Here is a 17,886-nt window from a genome sequence, read left to right as displayed (position 1 = left end):
ACCATCCTGGCTGAAAGGAGGCGCATCAAACAGCAGACCATCCAAAACCGCCGCTTGAACCACCAGCGTCAAGCAGCATAGCCTGAACCCGATGAGCCCAAGCCATCTGCTACAAAATCAGCGCGGCGGTTCCAAATCATTCGACGACGGACACCGCACAGAAACTGAAGATGGCCGCGTGAATTCTACGGATGCACCCCGCTAAGAATGGGGGGATTACCGCTCGAAGAAGCCTGGGTGCGGCTGGTTCAGTCCGAGGGTGATGGTCCCGGCCCCGAAACGCGCATTGATGAAGTCTGCGGCCTTTGAGGCGCGCTCGGCCCGGCACATCGCTTCGCCCCTAGCTTCGGCTGAGGGCGTTCTTTTTTGCGTTATGGTGGTGTTTCGGGGGGGGGCGGATTTAGCACCGTGGTGATCATTTGACTGCGGGACACCACCATCGTAACCATTTGATTAATATAGTGCTGCATCGTAGGCTCTGCGGGACACCATTGAACTGAAAAGTCAGCATAAATTCGTGATGCTGCCAGCCCCTCCGCGCCTACCAGCACCCCGCATGCTGCTGCCAGTTAGGCATAAGAGTGTGCAAAAACGGGGTTTCCCGTGTGCAGCCTGGTCGCTGATTTCCTCGTGACGCATTCGGGTAAACGCCCCTCAAAATCTGCCAGCCTGTCAGTGATTACTCTTTATACTTCACGCCGAAAGCGGATCAGCAGGGGGCGGTAAGGCAAGGCTGATCTCAGGACGAGCCTGCGCTCAGTCTGTCTGGCTGCCGTTTATTTAGAGATGACATCGCCTGACAGAACGGGCGCTGGCATGGGCCGCGTGGGGCGGGGCTCATGCCGGCTGGGAGCCGGATCTGAAATGTCATAAAAACTATAAACAAACTGTCATCTATTGTTACTTGCAGCGCCTAGGCATGCCCCCATGAAGAGGGAGCAGCCCATGCTGACAGTCAGTCACGTCACGCGCAGATTCGGCCAGAAGGCTGCGGTTGACGACATAAGCTTCTCAATCGAAGGGCCTGCCTTTGTCGGCATTATCGGTCGCTCGGGGGCGGGGAAATCGACTTTCCTGCGGATGATGAACCGTCTCACCGAAGCGACATCTGGCGAAATTCATGTCGCGGGCCGCGAAATTCTGGGCCTGCAGGGCGCGGCCCGGCGGCAATGGCAGAGCCAGTGTGCGATGATTTTCCAGCAGTTCAATCTGGTGCCGCGTCTCGATGTGGCCTCGAATGTGCTGCATGGTCTGCTGAACCGCCGCCCGACGCTCAGCACGCTGTTCAATATCTGGTCCGATGCGGATATCCTGCGCGCGCTTGAGATCCTCGACCGGCTGGGCATTGCCGAACAGGCCCCCAAACGCGCCGAGGCGCTGTCCGGTGGTCAGCAGCAGCGCGTGGCGATTGCCCGCGCCCTGATGCAGGACCCGCAGATCATTCTCGCCGATGAGCCGATTGCCTCGCTTGATCCGATGAATGCCCAGGTGGTCATGGATACGCTCAAACGGATCAATGTTGAGGATGGGCGGATGGTGATTGCCAATCTGCACACTCTCGATACCGCGCGGCGCTATTGTGACCGGGTGATCGGTATGCGCGACGGCCGGATCGTGTTTGACGGCACGCCGGATCAGCTTTCCGCAGGCGTTGCCCGCGACATCTATGGCGCCGATGCCAGCTTTAATGAAGCGTCGACCTCGACCGCGCTTCCCTCGGATCATGCGCCCGACCGGGCCTATGCCGAGCGGATGCTGGCCTGATCCCCTTACGACATTGCCCGCCCCCGCAATGCCGGGGGCGCAACTCATCCTGCCCATGGAGTGAACATGAAAAAGATCGCTTTTGCGCTTGCCCTGACCACCGCCCTGTCCCAGGCCGTTTCGGCCCAGGAGATTTCCGGCTTCAACATCGGCATTCTGGGCGGCGAGAATGCCCAGGACCGGATGAATTCAAACGAATGCTACCGGGCGGCAATCCAGGAGGCGCTGGGGGTGCCGGTCAAAGTCTTTACCCCGGCGGATTATGACGGGGTGATCCAGGGTCTGCTCGGCGGCACGATCGATCTGGCCTGGCTGGGTGCCTCGGGCTATGCCAAGATCTATCTGACCGATGAGAATGCTGTCGATGCGGTTCTCACCAAACAGAATGCCGACGGTTCCACCGGCTATTATTCGATCGGTTTCGCCCGCGCTGACAGCGGCATCACCCGTATCGAGGATGCCAAAGGCAAGAGCTTTGCCTTTGCCGAGCCGAATTCCACCTCGGGCTATCTGGTGCCGGGCGCGGAACTGCTCGAAATGGTCGGCCCGCTTGATCAGTTCTTCTCGGAAGTGAAATTCTCGGGCGGCCATGAGCAGACCATCGTCGGTGTGAATAATGGTGATTTCCTGGCGGGCGTGACCTTTGCCGATGGTCTGGGCGACTGGGCCGATGGCTATAATTCGGGCGCTTTCCGTAAGGCTGCGGATGCGGGCCTGGTGGATATGAATGACCTGGTCGAGATCTGGCGCTCGAAGCTGATCCCGGAGGGGCCGATGGTGGTGCGTAAAGCGCTGCCGCAGGATGTCAAAGACAAGGTAACTCAGATCACCGCTGATCTGTGGGAAAAAGACCCGGCCTGCGCCTATAGCGTTGCTGCGGGAGAGGCCAAAGACTTTGTGCCGGTCAGCCATGACGCCTTCCTCGGGGTGATTGCCGCCCGCAAACTGCAGGAATCGGCGCAGTAATCCGGGATCACCCTTTGCCCGGCCCCTTATCTGAAGGGGCCGGGTTTTTGCCTGTCTCATCTTCGAAAGCAGACTTATGGTTGATATCGCCTGGGGCCCCGATCCGGGTCAGCGCCCAAATCCTGTCAGATCAGAGGCTGCCTATATGGAGCTGGTCCGGCGGCGTCGGATGTATGGCGGCATTATCCTGACATTGTTTATCGTGCTGATGGCATCGGGCTTCCAGCTGGCCCAGAGCCGTAATGCCGGCGGGTTTATCGACGGGCTGCCGATGCTGTTTGCCTTCCCGGCGGAGGTGATCGCTGAAGCCTGGCAGAAACGGGCGAACCTGCCGGGGATTGCCTGGGACCATCTGAAGTCCTTGCTGGAAACGGTGAATATTGCCGCGGTCTCAACCCTGACCGGCGCGCTTCTTGCCTCGGTGCTGGCGTTTTTATCGACGCGGGGCCTCGCGCCCTGGCCGCGGCTGATCCCGCTGTTCCGGCGGGTGATGGATATGGCCCGCGCTTTCCCCGAGATCGTGATTGCCCTGGTGCTGATCTATATCCTCGGCGGCGGCCCGGTGCCTGCGGTGGTGGCGATTGCGCTTCATACCACCGGCGCGCTCGGCAAACTGTTCTCGGAAGTTGCGGAAAACGCCGATCTGAAGCCGGTTGAGGGGCTGACCTCGGTCGGGGCCAGCTGGGCGCAGCGCATGTGGTTTGGCATTCTGCCCCAGGTGGCGCCGAACTGGCTCAGCTATGCGCTGATGCGCTTTGAGATCAATGTCCGCGCCTCGGCCATTCTCGGCTTCGTTGGCGCGGGCGGCATTGGCTATGACCTCAAGATTGCGATGCAATGGGGCCAGGGGCGCTATGACCTGGTGGTCGCGATTTTCCTGCTTTTGTTCCTGACCATCGTGGTGATCGACCGGCTGTCCGATTATGCACGCCACCGCCTGGTGAAAGGGTAATATCATGAGCGCTTTCACTGCGACACCGCAGCCGGTCAGCCTTGAAACCACGGTGCTTGGCCGCTTTCGCAAGGCGCGGCGGCTGTCCTTTGCGGTTCCGGCACTGATCCTCGCCTATCTGATCTATGCCGCCATTGCCTTTGATCTGGCCGGTCTGGCCGGGCGGGCGCGGATGGATAATGCCCGCATCCTGCTTGCCGATTTCGTCAGCTATAAAACCCATGTCACCCGCGACAACCGCAGCGGAGCGCTGAGCGTGGCGGTTGAGGGCGAGAATAAGGGCCGCCTGCCCGAGGGCCGTCTGCCCGACTGGGTCAGCCAGTCCGGCGGCGAGACGGTGATCGATCTCGGCAATGGTCATCTGGTGACCTATACCGCCGGCGGGGCAGAGTATGATGTGCCCGGTTACGGGCGGATCAGCGTCACCCCGCAGGGCGACCGGCTGGAGCTGTCAGCGCCCCAGCCATTGCCGGACTGGATCAGCGCCTCGGACAGCCGGGTTTCGGTCACCACCGATGCGGGGCGCTTTGCCTATACCCGCTCGAAGGTCGAGACCTTCCGCTATCAGGCGGGCTGGCCTTTGTTCTTCTTCACCCCTGAGAGCCCGTTCTCGGCCATGAGCTGGGGCGAGATCGGCGCCTCGGTCTTTACCGGCGAGCGGGTCTATGCCGATCTGCCCAATATCCTGGCGATCCCGCATGATTTTCTGAACAACCAGATGTGGCGCCATGGCGATACTTTCTGGGCCATGTTCGAGACGGTTCTGATGGCCTTCCTTGGCACGATGGGGGCCGCGCTCATTGCTTTGCCGCTCGGTTTTATGGCGGCGCGCAATATGATGCCCTTCGCCGCGATCCGCTTTGCCTTCCGGCGCCTCTTCGATTTTATCCGCGGCGTTGACGGGCTGATCTGGACCATTGTCCTGGCGCGTGCCTTTGGCCCTGGCCCGATGACCGGCGCGCTGGCCATCTTGCTGACCGATACCGGCTCTTTCGGCAAACTCTTCTCGGAGGCGCTGGAAAATATTGATGAAAAACAGGTCGAGGGGGTGCGTTCGACCGGGGCGAATACGCTGCAGCGGGCGCGCTTCGGGGTGCTGCCCCAGGTGATGCCGGTGCTGCTCAGCCAGGTGCTCTATTTCCTCGAATCCAACACACGTTCTGCCACGGTGATTGGCGCGATTGTCGGCGGCGGCATCGGCCTTTTGCTGACCCAGGCGATCCAGACCCAGAAGGACTGGGAGGATGTGGCCTGGTATATGGTGCTGATCATCCTGATGATCATGGCCATGGACAGCCTTTCGGGCTGGATCCGCCGCAAGCTGATTAAAGGTGAATGATGAAACTTTCGGCCCATGAGCCCATGCTGCATCCTGGCGTGGCTCAGACCAGGACCCGCTTTGGTCGCTATACCGAAGCAGGCCAGGACAGCACGCTGCTCGACAGCGAGCTCGGTGATTACTCGTACTGCGGCAGGCTCTGCGATATCGCCAATACCACGGTGGGGAAATTCTCGAATATCGCGGCCATGTGCCGGATTGGGCCCACCGATCACCCGGTCGAACATGCGGCTTTGCACCATTTCCATTATCGCTCGAGCTATTACTGGCAGGATGCCGAGGATGATGCGGCCTTTTTCGCCGCCCGCGCGGCGCGGCGTACGGTGCTCGGCCATGACACCTGGCTGGGGCATGGGGTCATCGTCAAACCGGAAGTGGTGATGGGCATCGGCTCGATTGCCGCCTCGGGTGCGGTGGTGACGAAAGATGTCAGCCCCTTCATGATCGTCGCCGGCTGTCCGGCAAAACCGGTGCGGCTGCGCTTTCCCGAAAAGATCGGTGAGCGGCTGCTGGCGCTGGCCTGGTGGGACTGGACGCATGAGCGCCTGCGCGAGGCGCTTCCCGATTTTCGCCGGCTGAAAGCCGAGGCTTTCCTCGAAAAATACGGTGGTTAAATTCCTTCCGGCCGGATGGTGAGCGTGACGCGCTCACCGGCAAACCATGTGGTGCCATATTCCACCGGCTGTCCGGCGCTGTCGATATTGAGCGCAACCGAGCGCAACAGCGGCGCACCCTCGCTGATCTGCAGCGCCAGCGCCAGAACACCTGGGGCGGTCTTGGCGGTCAGCCGGGTCTCGGCCCGGGTGTAATCGGCCAGGCCGCAGGCGGCCAGAGCCCGGGTCACCGAGCTGGTTTCCCCAAGATGCTGCAGCAGATCGGGAAAGCGCAGCGCATCAAAGACCGAGCGGAAGAAGGCCACCGGCTGGTCATCGATCAGTGATATTCCCTCGACCACATGCACCATGGCAGGGGCGGCAAGCTGCAAAGCTGCCGCCTCTTTTGCACTGGCGACGCGGGTCTCACGCCGGGTGATCCGGCGCGAGGGGCTTCGCCCCGAATCGCTGACCGACTGATGAAAGCGCACGCGCCGGCCGAGGGCATAATCGGTGGGCCGCGCCGCAACAAAGACCCCTGCGCCGCGCCGCGATCTGACAATGCCGCCCTCGGCCAGCCGCGCCAGGGCCTGGCGCACAGTATGTCTGTTCACGCCAAAGCGTGCCGCGAAATCCGCCTCCGAGGGCAGTCTGTCGCCGGGCTGATACAGCCCCTGGGCGATTTCAGCCTGCAAAGTGTCATGGATCGCTTTCCACAGCGCGGGACGGGCCATCTGCATTCCTCTGTCATGAAAGCTTCATTTGTCTTCGACGCGGTTAGGCTCTTATAACATGTCTAGTTGTATAGAAAAGCGACATGTTCGCGATCTTGTCGAGGTAGATATGCCACAGACCGAAAAGACAGCCAGGCAGGACTGGGTGTCCCTGCTGGCGAAAGCCGATCCGGGCGCCCTGCGGGCGCTGATGCCCGGACTGCCGCAGCATGAGATTCTGCGCGGCCCGGAAATCGGCACGGTGATGGTGCGCGGCCGTACCAATGGCACCGGCGCCCCGTTCAATCTGGGAGAGATGACCGTGACCCGCTGCTCGGCGCGCCTTGCCTGTGGCGCGGTGGGCCATGCCATGGTGCAGGGCCGTGACCGCGATCATGCTTTGCGGGCCGCGCTTGGCGATGCGCTGATGCAGACCGGACAGTCAGAGGCTTACCGTGAGGCCACCCTGGCCCCGCTGCAGCGCGCGGCGACAGAAGCCCGCCAGACCCGCGCGGCCAAAGCCGCCGCGACCCGGGTCGAATTCTTCACCCTCGTGCGCGGAGAGGATAAATGACCGCAGTTCTGACCGGGGGCTTTGACAGCCCCGCGCCCCAGTCCGCCCGTGCCTTCCGCTCGGTGCTCGAAGCCATGGCCCGCCCGGGCCGGATTGAAACGCTGCAGGGGGCGGTGCCGCCCGCGCCGCTTTCGGTGGCCGCCGGTACCCTGATCCTGACGCTTTGTGACCCGACGACGCCGGTATATCTGGCCGGAAAATTTGACAGCGCGGCAATCCGCAGCTGGATTTCCTTCCATACCGGCGCGCCGCTGACCCGCGCCGGAGAGGCCAGCTTTGCCATTGGCAGCTGGCAGGAGCTGCAGCCGCTTTCGGCCTATCAGATCGGTGACCCCTCTTATCCGGACCGTTCCGCCACGCTGATTGTCGAGCTGGAGGAGCTGCGGGGCGAGGGGGCGCGGCTGTCGGGGCCGGGGATTGAAACCAGCAGCCATCTTTCCCTGCCGGAGACCCGGGCCTTCCGCGAGAATGCGCAGCTTTTCCCGCTGGGGATCGACTGCCTTTTCACCTGCGCTGACCGGCTGGCGGCGCTGCCGCGCACGACCCGAGTGGAGGATAACTGATGTATGTCGCCGTTAAAGGGGGCGAGCGCGCCATTGACGCTGCCCATGCCTGGCTTGCCGAAGAGCGGCGGGGTGATGTCTCGGTGCCGGAGCTTTCGCTCGGACAGATCCGCGAGCAGATGACCCTGGCGGTGAACCGGGTGATGGCCGAGGGCTCGCTCTATGATCCTGACCTCGCGGCGCTGGCGATCAAACAGGCCCGGGGCGATCTGATCGAGGCGATCTTCCTGTTGCGCGCCTATCGCACCACTTTGCCGCGTTTCAGCGCTTCGGCCCCGGTCGAAACCGCCGATATGGCGATCGAGCGCCGGGTCAGTGCCACGTTCAAGGATCTGCCCGGGGGCCAGGTGCTTGGCCCGACCTTTGACTATACCCACCGTCTGCTCGACTTTACCCTCGCGGCCAATGGCGAGGTTCCCGCCGCGCCCGAGGGCCGGGTGACGGGTGAGCAGGTGCCGCATGTCATGGGCCTGCTGAGCCAGGACGGGCTGATCGAGGCCGATGATCCGGCCGATGAGGTGCCGCGCGATCTGACGCGCGAGCCTTTGCAGCTGCCCGCCAGCCGGGCGCTGCGGCTGCAGGCCCTGGCCCGTGGCGATGAGGGGTTTTTGCTCTCGCTCGCCTATTCCACCCAGCGTGGCTATGGCCGCACCCATGCTTTCGTCGGCGAATTGCGTATCGGCATCTGTGCGGTTGAGGTGGATCTGCCGGAATTCGGTTTCCCGGTTGAGATCGGTGAGATCACCCTGACCGAATGCGAGACGGTGAACCAGTTTAAAGGCTCGCGTTCGGAGCCGCCGCAATTCACCCGCGGCTATGGCCTGGTGATGGGCCAGTCAGAGCGCAAGGCGATCTCGATGAGCCTGGTGGACCGGGCTTTGCGCTGGAAAGAGCTGGAAGAGGATTTCACCGGCGCCCCGGCGCAGGATGAGGAATTCGTGCTGTCGCATTGCGACAATATCCAGGCGACCGGCTTCCTCGAACATATCAAACTGCCGCATTACGTCGATTTCCAGGCCGAGCTGGAGCTGATCCGCCGGCTGCGCTCTGAGGCGGTGCAGCTTCTCGAGGCGGCAGAATGAGCGCTTTTGCCCCCGGCCGCCCCGCCTCCCGCCCCAATCAAGCAAAGGTCTGCTGAACATGACCGATCAGTCCTATAATTTCGCCTATCTTGATGAAGATACCAAAAGGATGATCCGCCGCGCTTTGCTGAAGGCGCTGGCCATCCCGGGCTATCAGGTGCCCTTTGCCAGCCGCGAGATGCCGATGCCCTATGGCTGGGGCACGGGTGGCGTGCAGGTGACGGCGGCCTGCCTCGTCCCCGAGGACCGGCTGAAGGTTATCGACCAGGGCGCCGATGACACCACCAATTCGGTCTCGATCCGGCGCTTCTTCCAGCGCACCGCCGGGGTCGCGGTGACTGAGAGAACCCCCGAGGCCAGCGTCATCCAGACCCGGCACCGCATCCCTGAGACCGGGCTGAGCGAGGGTCAGATCCTTGTCTATCAGGTGCCGATCCCCGAGCCTTTGCGTTTCCTCGAACCGCGCGAGACCGAGACCCGCAAGATGCATGAGCTTGAGGAATATGGCCTTATGCATGTGAAACTCTATGAGGATATTGCCCTTCACGGCGAAATCTCCACCGCCTATGCCTATCCGGTAAAGGTTGAGGGGCGCTATATTATGGACCCCTCACCGATCCCGAAATTCGACAATCCCAAGCTTTCGGGCAATGCCGCCATCCAGCTGTTCGGGGCGGGGCGCGAGGCGCGGATCTATGCTCTGCCGCCCTATACCCAGGTGGTCAGCCTCGATTTTGAGGACCATCCTTTCGAGGCCTCGCGGGCCGATCATGCCTGCGATCTCTGTGGCTCAGAGACCAGCTATCTCGATGAGGTGATCACCGATGATCAGGGCAGCCGGATGTTTGTCTGCTCGGATACCGATTTCTGCTCCGGCCGTCAGGCCGAAGGCCATCGCGGCCGTCTTGCCGCAGAGGTGTGATATGAAACTGGAAACCACTCTCACCGGAACCGCCGTGCCGCTGCTCTCGGCAAAGGGGCTGACGCGCCGCTATGGCGCCCGGATCGGCTGCGCCGATGTCAGCTTTGATCTCTGGCCGGGCGAGGTGCTGGGCATTGTCGGCGAAAGCGGCTCGGGCAAATCGACGCTGCTCTCCTGTCTGGCCGGGCATCAGAACCCCGATCAGGGCAGCCTCGAATATGATGGCCGCGATGTGCTGAGCTTCTCAGAGGCCGACCGCCGCCGCCTGCTGCGCAGCGACTGGGCCTATGTGCATCAGAACCCGCGTGACGGGCTGCGCATGGGGGTCTCGGCGGGGGGCAATGTCGGTGAGCGGCTGATGGCCACCGGCGCGCGCCATTATGGCCAGATCCGCGAGACCGCCACCGACTGGCTGGGCCGGGTCGAAATCGCCGCCGAACGGATTGATGACCGGCCCTCGGCTTTCTCGGGCGGGATGCAGCAAAGGCTGCAGATCGCGCGCAATCTGGTGACCGGCCCCCGGCTTGTCTTCATGGATGAGCCGACCGGCGGCCTCGATGTTTCGGTTCAGGCCAGACTGCTTGACCTGCTGCGCGGCCTTGTGCGCGATATGGGTCTTTCGGTGGTGATCGTGACCCATGACCTTGCCGTGGTCCGGCTGCTGGCTGACCGGCTGATGGTGATGAAATCGGGCCATGTCGTCGAAAGCGGCCTGACCGATCAGGTGCTGGATGATCCCCAGCATGCCTATACCCAGCTTCTCGTTTCCTCTGTTCTGCAGGTTTAAGCGCATGATCAAGGTTCAAAATCTTTCCAAATCTTTCACCATGCACAATCAGGGCGGCGCGGTGATCCCGGTCATGGCAGGGGGCAGGCTTGAGGTCGCATCCGGCGAATGCGTTGGCCTCATCGGTCAGTCCGGCTCGGGGAAATCGACCCTGATGCGGATGATCTATGGTAATTACCTCGCCGCAGGTGGCTCGATCCTGGTCGGTGATGTCGATGTGGTCACCGCCGAGCCGCGCCAGATCCTTGAGCTGCGGCGCGCCACGCTCGGCTATGTCAGCCAGTTCCTGCGGGTGGTGCCGCGCGTGCCGACCCTTGATGTGGTGGCCGAGCCTTTGCTGCGGCTCGGGGTTGCGGCGGCTGAAGCCCAGGCCCGGGCGCAAGACCTGCTGTCGCGGCTGAATATTCCCGAACGGCTCTGGGCGCTCTCGCCCACGACCTTCTCGGGCGGCGAGCAGCAAAGGGTCAATATCGCGCGGGGCTTTGCCCATAGCTATCCGGCACTTTTGCTCGATGAGCCCACCGCCAGCCTGGATGCCACCAATCGCGAGGTGGTGCTCGGGCTGATCGAAGAGGCCAAAGCGCGCGGCGCGGCGATCATCGGCATTTTCCACGATGAGCCGGCACGGGACCGGGTCTGTGACCGGGTGGTGGATGTCACCGGCTTCACCCCCGGCCTGACCGGGCGCGCAGCATGAGGCTGGTGGCGGTGGTCGGCCCTTCGGGGGCGGGAAAGGATACGCTGATGGCGCTTGCCTGTGCGGCCGATCCTGGGATCCGCGCGGTGCGTCGGGTCATCACCCGGCCCTCTGAAGCCGGGGGCGAGGAGTTTGAGGGTGTCTCTGAGGCCGAATTTTCGCGCCGGCTGGAGCAGGGGGAATTTGCCCTGCACTGGCAGGCCCATGGTCTGCGCTACGGCATTCCGCGCCAGGAACTGACGGGGGAGGGGGTGCTGCTCTTCAACTGCTCGCGCGCGGTGCTGAGCGCAGCCCGGGAGCAGTTCCCCGGGCTGGAGATCCTGCTGGTTACCGCCCCCGCTGCGGTTCTGGCCGGACGGCTGGCGGCCCGGGGTCGTGAGGCCGCCGAGGATCGCAGCCGCCGTCTGGCAAGGGCGGAATTTGCCCTGCCAGAGGGGCTGTCGCCGCTCATCGTGCAGAATGACAGCACGGCTGAGCGCGGGCTGGCGCGCTTTCTTGCCGCGCTTCAGCCCTGCAAAGCGTAGCGGTTCAGCTGATGGAAGCGTCCTGCATCATCCTCGCCAAACAGCACCAGATCTTCGATCACGAACGGATCGGGCAGGGCATCAGCAAGGTAGTCGGCAAGGATCAGGGCAATCCTGCTCTGATCCTCGCCGGTCAGGCGGTCGGTCAGGGTCAGATGGAAGCGGAATTCCTCCATCACCCCGGGATAGCCGAATTCCTCAAGCAGCTGGCGCTGTCGCGGCGTCAGCTGCCCGGGGCGGCGCCTGGCGATCTCGGCCTCGTTCAGCGGTGCCCGCAGATCATTGGTGCCGCGCACCACCGCCGCGCCCAGAGCCAGCAGCGGCGCCAGATCGCCGGTGGGAATCAGCGCGATGAACCCCTCCAGCTCCGCCAGTTTCAGCGCGCCGAGCCGGACCGGCGCCAGGCTCGCGGCAATATGGGCGATCCGGGCCTTGAGACCGGCCAGATCCTGGCCCTCGGCCAGGCGGAACGGGGCCCGGATTGTGCCATGAAAGCCGTATTTTCGCGGCTCACGGGTAATCGCCTCAATATCGATCCCCAGATCAGGCGGCGTCACCGCCTGGCCCGGGCCCGTATCCCAGCCCAGCCAGGCTGCGGTGCGATCATGAAACACCCCCGCAGGGGGAGCGTAGTAAACGGCGTATCGTCTGAATTTTTCCATGCCGCGCACATAACCCCGCGCTGTCACACCTTTGTGACAGCCCTATGGCAGGGAAGCATCAGCTGCGCTTGTGCACAAGATAGGACAGAGAATGACTGAGACCCTCCTTGCCAATGCCAGGATCGTTCTGCCCGATGAGATGATCCACGGCCAGATCCGCATGATGGATGGCAGGATCACCGATATCAGCGAGGGCAAAACCGTGCCGCAGGGCGCGATCGACTGCGATGGCGACCTGGTGATGCCTGGCATGATCGAACTTCACACCGATAATATCGAACGCCATCTGGAGCCGCGCCCGAAGGTGAACTGGCCGCATCAGGCGGCGATTCTGGCCCATGATGCCGAACTGGCCTCGGTCGGGATCACCACGGTGTTTGATGCTTTGCGCGTCGGCTCGGTCTTCACCAGCACCAGGGCCGGATATGGCGAATATGCCCGTTCGCTCGCCGATGAGATCCTGGATATGCGGGCGCGCAAACAGCTGCGCATCAGCCATTTCCTGCATCTGCGGGCCGAAGTCTGCTCGGAAACCCTGGTCGAGGAAATGGCCAAATTCGGCCCCGATGACCGTATCGGCATTGTCAGCCTGATGGATCACACCCCCGGGCAGCGCCAGTTCCGCGATATCGACAAGCTGCGCGATTATGTCATGGGCAAGCGCGGTCTGTCGGAAAGCGAGTTTGAGGAGCATGTGAGCAGCCAGCAGGCGCTGCGCGCCCGCTACGGCGAAAAGCATGAGGCCACGGCGGTGGCCGAGGCGAGGCGTTTCGGCGCGGTTCTGGCCAGTCATGATGATACCGACAGCGCCCAGGTTGCGACTTCGGCGCAGCATGGTGTGACTTTCGCGGAATTCCCGACCACGGTCGAGGCGGCAAAGGCCTGTCAGGATAAGAATATCAAGGTGATGATGGGCGCGCCCAACCTGATCCGGGGCGGCTCGCATTCCGGCAATGTGGCGGCGGCCGATCTTGCGGCGGCCGATCTGCTGGACATTCTGTCTTCGGATTATGTGCCCTCGGCGCTGCTCTCCGGGGCGCTGATGCTCTGCGATCTCTGGGGCGATATTCCGCGCGGCATCGCCACCGTGACCTCGACACCGGCTGCAGTCACCGGGCGTGGGGATCGCGGCAGGCTGGTTGCGGGCGCGCGCGCCGATGTCATTCGCGTGGCCCGGGTTGGCGCCGGCGGTGCAACCCGGGGGGTCTGGGTCGAAGGCAGGCGCGTGGGCTGAGCATCCCCGCCTGAATCGCCCGCCTCCAGGGCTGGTGTGAAAACAGGGGGAGCAAAACTCTCCGGGGATCAGGGGCGGATTTTTATGTCCCTGATCCCTTTTTATTTTTGCTCTGGCGAGGGCCCGGGTGGCGGCGTGGCCTGCCGTCTGACAGACCCTGTCCGGCCAGTTTTCAAGGCCGGGGGGCTTTCTGCCTGCGTCGTATTCTGCCGTCAGGCAGGCTGGCACGGGGGGGGGCGCAGAAGGTGGCCGGATTTTGCCTGGCAGGTGGTTTTTGGGCGGGAACACGCGCAACTGTGATGAGGATTGTACGGGGCTGAATTGAGCAGCCCGGAGGGATAGGGCATATTTTTAGCAGAGCTGAAGGAAGGGATCGGTAATATGCCCCTGAAAAGATGGAGCTTTGCACTCTTGCTGAGCGCAGTGCCATTCACCGCATCAGCCGATGCCGCGCTTGAATGCGGTGTCGGTGGCGGCAATCAGGTTGAGATCGGTGAATGTCTGGCCCAGGTCGAGGCCAATGCCGATACCGCGCTGAAGGCGGTTCTGGACCTGTCTGTGGAAGCAGCAGAGCGCCTCGATGAGGTGACCGGCCGCCCGGCTGCGGTTCCGGCGCTGAATGCAGGTCAGGCCGCCTGGTCTGCTTACCGCGATGCCCATTGTGAATTTGTCGGCGCGACTTTTGGCGGCGGCTCGGGCACGGGCATTGCAATCAGATCCTGCCGCATCGAGGCCGCACGCGAGCGGGCAGCTGAACTGGGTCAGTATACGCAATAAAACAGCCCGCTTTGCCCCCCGGTTCCTGCCCCGGGGGGCTGGTTTTGCTGCAGCCCGGGCGGGCGGGCAGAACGCGGTGTCAGAAGCTGGAGCTGCAATTCCACCCGGCAAGCTTCCCCCTGAAGCGCACAGGGGCCGCGCACCAGTGGCCCTGAACGGATGGTTCTCTCCTGCCGCGGGTCCCGTCGATCCGGGTCCGCTCAGGGGCAAAACGGCTGAAAGGGCTGCGGCGCCGGCCGCTCGCTGCCCTGATTTATGCCCCGCGCCGGGGTGTCATTTTGCGCCCCCGGGTCTCGCTTTCACAATGATCTCAGCCATCGGGCAGGGAGCATTCTCATTTCCTCAGAAAAAACCGGAACGGAAGCTGCGCCCGCGGCGATTGCCCGGCAGATTGCGGTATTGCCAGTTGCGGCACCGGCCCGTTGCGGCTCGGTCAGAGCTGTTTTTGTTTCAGGATTGCGACCACATCCAGCGGGGCCTGTTTCGGGCGAGTCAGATGAAGATGCGCCTCGATATGCTGAAGATGGCGCAGCATGATATCGGCTGCCAGATCGCCATCGCGGTTGCGCAAAGCCTCGAGGATGGCGCCGTGTTCATCATCGCGGCAATCGGACATTCCGGGAGAGCCAAAGACACTGATGATCAGCGAGGTGCGGCTGATCAGCTCTTTCATCATGCGCTGCATGACGGCATTGCCGGCCATTGCCGCCAGATGGCTGTGAAACTGACCTGAAAGCCGGATCGCCTCACGCCGGTCCTGGCGGCGATGCGCGGCATGTTCCTGCTCCAGATGCCGGGTCATCAGCGCGATCTGATCGGGACCGGCCTGTTCGACGGCCAGACGGGCCATGCCGGGCTCAATCATCCGGCGCGCCTCAAACACCTCATGCGCCTGTTCGGCGGTAGGAGAGGCGATAAAGGCGCCGCGATTGGCCTGCAAAATGACCACCTCCTGGCTGGCCAGCAGCAGCAGGCTGCGCCGGATCCGCATCCGCCCCACGCCAAATGCCTCGCAAAGGGCTGATTCGGAAAGCTTTGTTCCAGGCGGAAGCCTTTGCTCCATCACCGCGGTGAGGATGTGCTCGACAATCGCATCCTCTGCGAGGCCCTCGGAATCATGGGAATCGGAATTGTCTGAAATGGCCAGGGACATGATGTGACGCATACTAAGACTATGGTGTGATCGCCCGAAAATACCTGCATCTACAGAGAACAACAAGCATTCGAATCGTTAATGTCTTTCATTTTTATGTTGACATCTTTGTTAACAATCTAAGACTGATTGTTGAGACTGACTGAACTCGCGCCACTGCCCAAGACGTTAACCAAGAAACAATCGGACTCTATAACAGGGAGTTTTCTGATGCTGCGCCGCGTTTTTCTGAAGACCACCGCTCTTGCCGCTGTCACTGGCCTGACCATGCTGACCGCCGCACAGGCAGAAAATGCAAAACTTAAAATTGGCTTTGTCGGGGTGACCTCTGGTCCTGCGGCAGCCTGGGGGATCTCTAATCAGCGCTCGATGGAGGCGCGCGCCGCCTGGCTGAATGAACAGGGCGGGGTCAAGATCGGCGACACCACCTATGACATCGAGATCATCGCCTTCGATGATCAGAAAGACCCCAAACGCGCCATCGCCGGGATGGAAAAGATGGCGCAGGAGAAGGTGCATTATGTCATGGGCCCGAATGTCGATGACGGTGCCGCCGCAGTGCGCCCCGTGGCCGAGCAGAACGGGATCATGTACTTCCCCTATGCTTTCCCGAAATCGCTTTATGTCGCCCCGGCATCCAATGCGATCCTGGGCATGGTCGCCAATTACCAGTCTGGCCCGGCGATCTACAAATACCTGGCCGAGAATAACGGGGTAAAGAAGGTCGCTTTCGTCGCGGCCAATGAATCCGATCCGCTCAGCCAGCGCGATTCCGGCGTTGAGGCGGCCAAAGCGATCGGGCTTGAGGTGGTCTCGGATACGGTGACCTATCAGGTCGATACCACCGACTTTACTCCGGTGCTGCTGCCGGTGATCCAGAGCCAGCCCGATCTGCTGGTGCTGTCGGGGGTCTCGCCGGCCAATGCGCCGCAGCTGATCCGTTCGGCGCGCGAGCTGGGATATACCGGGCTGATCTCGACCGAGACGGCGCAGGATGCCCAGGTGCTGCAGGAAGGGGCGGGCGAGCTGGCCAATGGCTTCCTGTCGGTGGGCGGGGCCTCGACCGAAGAGCTGGCCAGCGATGTGATGAAAGAATTCGTCGAGCGCTATACGAAAATGTATGGCGAATATAATGATGAATCGAACACCAAGGTCTATGCCCTTGAATATGTTATCGAAACGCTGAAGGCCAATCCGGCGGCGATTGATGATGTCGAGGTCTTCAAACAGGCAATGGATACCTTTGAGGCGCCGAACCCCTTTATGAAGGGGGATGCTAAACTGTCCTATGTCGGCATGACTTCCTTCGGCCAGAAGCGTCAGATCTCGGTGCCGCTGGTGGTGAATGAGTTCAGAGATGGCAAGTTCGAAACCCTGTTCGTGGCCACTGTGGACTGATCACGCATTGTCAGTGCCGCGGGGGCTGGCCGGTCCCGCCCCCGCCTTTCCGCTCACGAGGGTGACATGGAACAGATTATCGCAAACGGGCTGTATCTCGGCGCACAATATGCGCTTATTGCCCTCGGACTGACGCTGATCTTCTCGCTGATGAATGTGCTGAATTTTGCGCATGGTCAGATGTATGTTTTTGGAGGCTTTATCACCTATACGGTGGTCGCCCAGTATAACCTGCCCTTTATCGTCGGCCTGATCGCCTCAGCGGTGATCCTGGCGATCATGGGGGCACTGATCGAGAAATTCCTCTTCCGCCCGGTCATTCGCCGCTCAAAGCGCGAGGAATCGACCATGCTTCTGGCGGCCGGGATCGCCTTCTTCCTCGATGCCTGCATTCTGCTGCTGTTTGGCGAAAAGCAGCGCGGCGTGCCCAAGATTGTTAACGGGGTGTTCAACTGGGATATGCGGCTGATCATGCCCTATGACCGGATCCTGATCGGGGTTCTGGCGGTCTCGCTGGTGATCGGTTTTATCCTCTTCATGCAATATTCCCGCGCCGGCCGGGCGATGCGGGCACTGGCCCAGGACCGGGTCGCAGCCCAGCTGATGGGCGTTGATGTCAACCGCTATTCGATGCTGGGATTTGCCCTTGGCGCGATGCTGGCCGGTACGGTCGGAGCGCTTCTGGTGACCATCACCGGCATTAATCTCGGGATGGGCGGACCCACTTCAGTCAAGGCCTTCATGATGATCATGATCGGAGGGGCGGGGGTTATCTCCGGTGCCATTGCCGGCGGATTCATCCTTGGAATGCTCGAAAGTGTCGGCCTTTCGGTGCTCTCTGCCTATGGCGATGTCACCTATCTGATGATCTTCGCCACGCTGATTATTTTCCTCGCTGTCCGGCCGCAGGGCCTGATGGGCAAGCCCTGGGGGTAATGCGATGAGCTTTGCAGATAATTCACAAGGGGCCCTGCCTGCACCGCGCGGGCGCAATCTGAGCCGCGGACTTGGCCTTGCCGCTTTCCTGATCCTGATCTTCCTGCTGATCCCGCTGTTCATCGTAAGCCTGCGGTGAGGGCCGTCTGCTCTGATTGAGCAAATGGTCTTAAGGCATTGCCTTATGGCATGCGCTTCAGTTGTTTCACCAATCGAGATTTTCGCCGCCGATGAGGTTGGCCGTCGTCGG

Annotated in this window: 20 protein-coding genes; 17 read left to right on the top strand and 3 right to left on the bottom strand. The window is 62.0% G+C overall.

Annotated features, from left to right (window positions below):
• Positions 1-945 precede the first annotated feature (945 nt).
• The 5 genes from phnC to H0485_RS19850 all read left to right on the top strand — a co-directional run bounded on the left by phnC (position 946) and on the right by H0485_RS19850 (position 5,635).
• Positions 946-1,764 carry a phosphonate ABC transporter ATP-binding protein gene (gene phnC, locus H0485_RS19870; protein WP_226937648.1) on the top strand — a complete coding sequence of 273 codons (819 nt, stop codon included), beginning with the start codon at positions 946-948 and terminating at the stop codon, positions 1,762-1,764.
• A 66-nt stretch (positions 1,765-1,830) separates the two neighbouring features.
• On the top strand, positions 1,831-2,730 hold the full coding sequence (gene phnD, locus H0485_RS19865) for a phosphonate ABC transporter substrate-binding protein (protein ID WP_226937647.1): 900 nt from the start codon (positions 1,831-1,833) through the stop codon (positions 2,728-2,730).
• 145 nt (positions 2,731-2,875) lie between these two features.
• Positions 2,876-3,682: a phosphonate ABC transporter, permease protein PhnE gene (phnE, locus tag H0485_RS19860; protein WP_226937646.1), complete on the top strand. Its 807-nt coding sequence runs from the start codon at positions 2,876-2,878 to the stop codon at positions 3,680-3,682.
• A 4-nt stretch (positions 3,683-3,686) separates the two neighbouring features.
• Positions 3,687-5,021 carry a phosphonate ABC transporter, permease protein PhnE gene (gene phnE, locus H0485_RS19855; RefSeq protein WP_226937645.1) on the top strand — a complete coding sequence of 445 codons (1,335 nt, stop codon included), beginning with the start codon at positions 3,687-3,689 and terminating at the stop codon, positions 5,019-5,021.
• Positions 5,018-5,635: an LbetaH domain-containing protein gene (locus H0485_RS19850; RefSeq protein WP_226937644.1), complete on the top strand. Its 618-nt coding sequence runs from the start codon at positions 5,018-5,020 to the stop codon at positions 5,633-5,635. Before phnE (H0485_RS19855) ends, H0485_RS19850 begins: the two co-directional genes overlap by 4 nt.
• Here H0485_RS19850 and phnF read toward each other — a convergent pair.
• Entirely contained in the window at positions 5,632-6,348 is a 717-nt protein-coding gene (gene phnF / locus H0485_RS19845; protein WP_226937643.1) for a phosphonate metabolism transcriptional regulator PhnF, read from the bottom strand. The genes H0485_RS19850 and phnF overlap by 4 nt on opposite strands.
• Positions 6,349-6,457: 109 nt before the next feature.
• On the opposite strand from phnF, the gene phnG reads away from it, so the two are divergent.
• From phnG to phnN, 7 genes are read left to right on the top strand one after another with little or no spacing between them, the layout of a single operon-like run.
• Positions 6,458-6,901, top strand: coding sequence for a phosphonate C-P lyase system protein PhnG (gene phnG / locus H0485_RS19840; RefSeq protein WP_226937642.1), 444 nt, complete (start codon positions 6,458-6,460; stop codon positions 6,899-6,901).
• The gene (phnH, locus tag H0485_RS19835) at positions 6,898-7,464 is read left to right on the top strand and encodes a phosphonate C-P lyase system protein PhnH (protein WP_226937641.1); all 567 of its coding nucleotides are present in this window, start codon (positions 6,898-6,900) and stop codon (positions 7,462-7,464) included. Before phnG ends, phnH begins: the two co-directional genes overlap by 4 nt.
• Entirely contained in the window at positions 7,464-8,546 is a 1,083-nt protein-coding gene (locus H0485_RS19830; protein ID WP_226937640.1) for a carbon-phosphorus lyase complex subunit, read from the top strand. Before phnH ends, H0485_RS19830 begins: the two co-directional genes overlap by 1 nt.
• A gap of 58 nt (positions 8,547-8,604) precedes the next feature.
• Positions 8,605-9,468 carry an alpha-D-ribose 1-methylphosphonate 5-phosphate C-P-lyase PhnJ gene (locus H0485_RS19825; RefSeq protein WP_290427265.1) on the top strand — a complete coding sequence of 288 codons (864 nt, stop codon included), beginning with the start codon at positions 8,605-8,607 and terminating at the stop codon, positions 9,466-9,468.
• A gap of 1 nt (position 9,469) precedes the next feature.
• Positions 9,470-10,255 carry a phosphonate C-P lyase system protein PhnK gene (phnK, locus tag H0485_RS19820; protein WP_226937639.1) on the top strand — a complete coding sequence of 262 codons (786 nt, stop codon included), beginning with the start codon at positions 9,470-9,472 and terminating at the stop codon, positions 10,253-10,255.
• A gap of 4 nt (positions 10,256-10,259) precedes the next feature.
• Entirely contained in the window at positions 10,260-10,952 is a 693-nt protein-coding gene (phnL, locus tag H0485_RS19815) for a phosphonate C-P lyase system protein PhnL (RefSeq protein ID WP_226937638.1), read from the top strand.
• A complete protein-coding gene (gene phnN / locus H0485_RS19810; RefSeq protein ID WP_226937637.1) occupies positions 10,949-11,476 on the top strand; it encodes a phosphonate metabolism protein/1,5-bisphosphokinase (PRPP-forming) PhnN in 528 nt (175 codons plus the stop codon). The genes phnL and phnN overlap by 4 nt, the downstream gene beginning before the upstream one ends.
• On the opposite strand, the gene H0485_RS19805 is transcribed toward phnN, so the two are convergent.
• Complete coding sequence (locus tag H0485_RS19805) at positions 11,458-12,138, bottom strand: DUF1045 domain-containing protein (RefSeq protein ID WP_226937636.1); 681 nt, start codon at positions 12,136-12,138, stop codon at positions 11,458-11,460. The genes phnN and H0485_RS19805 overlap by 19 nt on opposite strands.
• A 91-nt stretch (positions 12,139-12,229) precedes the next feature.
• On the opposite strand from H0485_RS19805, the gene H0485_RS19800 reads away from it, so the two are divergent.
• Together H0485_RS19800 and H0485_RS19795 are read left to right on the top strand one after the other, a co-directional pair.
• On the top strand, positions 12,230-13,372 hold the full coding sequence (locus tag H0485_RS19800; protein WP_226937635.1) for an alpha-D-ribose 1-methylphosphonate 5-triphosphate diphosphatase: 1,143 nt from the start codon (positions 12,230-12,232) through the stop codon (positions 13,370-13,372).
• 381 nt (positions 13,373-13,753) lie between these two features.
• The gene (locus H0485_RS19795) at positions 13,754-14,149 is read left to right on the top strand and encodes a lysozyme inhibitor LprI family protein (protein WP_226937634.1); all 396 of its coding nucleotides are present in this window, start codon (positions 13,754-13,756) and stop codon (positions 14,147-14,149) included.
• A gap of 433 nt (positions 14,150-14,582) precedes the next feature.
• Here the strand turns inward: H0485_RS19795 and H0485_RS19790 are convergent, their stop codons facing one another.
• Positions 14,583-15,302, bottom strand: coding sequence for a GntR family transcriptional regulator (locus tag H0485_RS19790; protein ID WP_226937633.1), 720 nt, complete (start codon positions 15,300-15,302; stop codon positions 14,583-14,585).
• 210 nt (positions 15,303-15,512) lie between these two features.
• Here H0485_RS19790 and H0485_RS19785 point away from each other — a divergent pair, with 210 nt between their 5' ends.
• The 3 genes from H0485_RS19785 to H0485_RS21720 all read left to right on the top strand — a co-directional run bounded on the left by H0485_RS19785 (position 15,513) and on the right by H0485_RS21720 (position 17,775).
• Positions 15,513-16,700 (top strand): ABC transporter substrate-binding protein, encoded by a 1,188-nt coding sequence (locus H0485_RS19785; protein ID WP_226937632.1) that lies wholly within the window; start codon positions 15,513-15,515, stop codon positions 16,698-16,700.
• Between the two features lie 66 nt (positions 16,701-16,766).
• Positions 16,767-17,636 (top strand): branched-chain amino acid ABC transporter permease, encoded by an 870-nt coding sequence (locus H0485_RS19780; protein WP_226937631.1) that lies wholly within the window; start codon positions 16,767-16,769, stop codon positions 17,634-17,636.
• A 4-nt stretch (positions 17,637-17,640) separates the two neighbouring features.
• Positions 17,641-17,775 (top strand): hypothetical protein, encoded by a 135-nt coding sequence (locus H0485_RS21720; protein WP_255613858.1) that lies wholly within the window; start codon positions 17,641-17,643, stop codon positions 17,773-17,775.
• Positions 17,776-17,886: the final 111 nt, after the last annotated feature.

This window comes from Pseudogemmobacter faecipullorum, assembly GCF_020539525.1.
In the GTDB taxonomy this organism is placed as follows: domain Bacteria; phylum Pseudomonadota; class Alphaproteobacteria; order Rhodobacterales; family Rhodobacteraceae; genus Pseudogemmobacter; species Pseudogemmobacter faecipullorum.
Note: the sequence above shows the minus strand (reverse complement) of the source record. Positions and strands in the feature narration are given on the sequence as shown.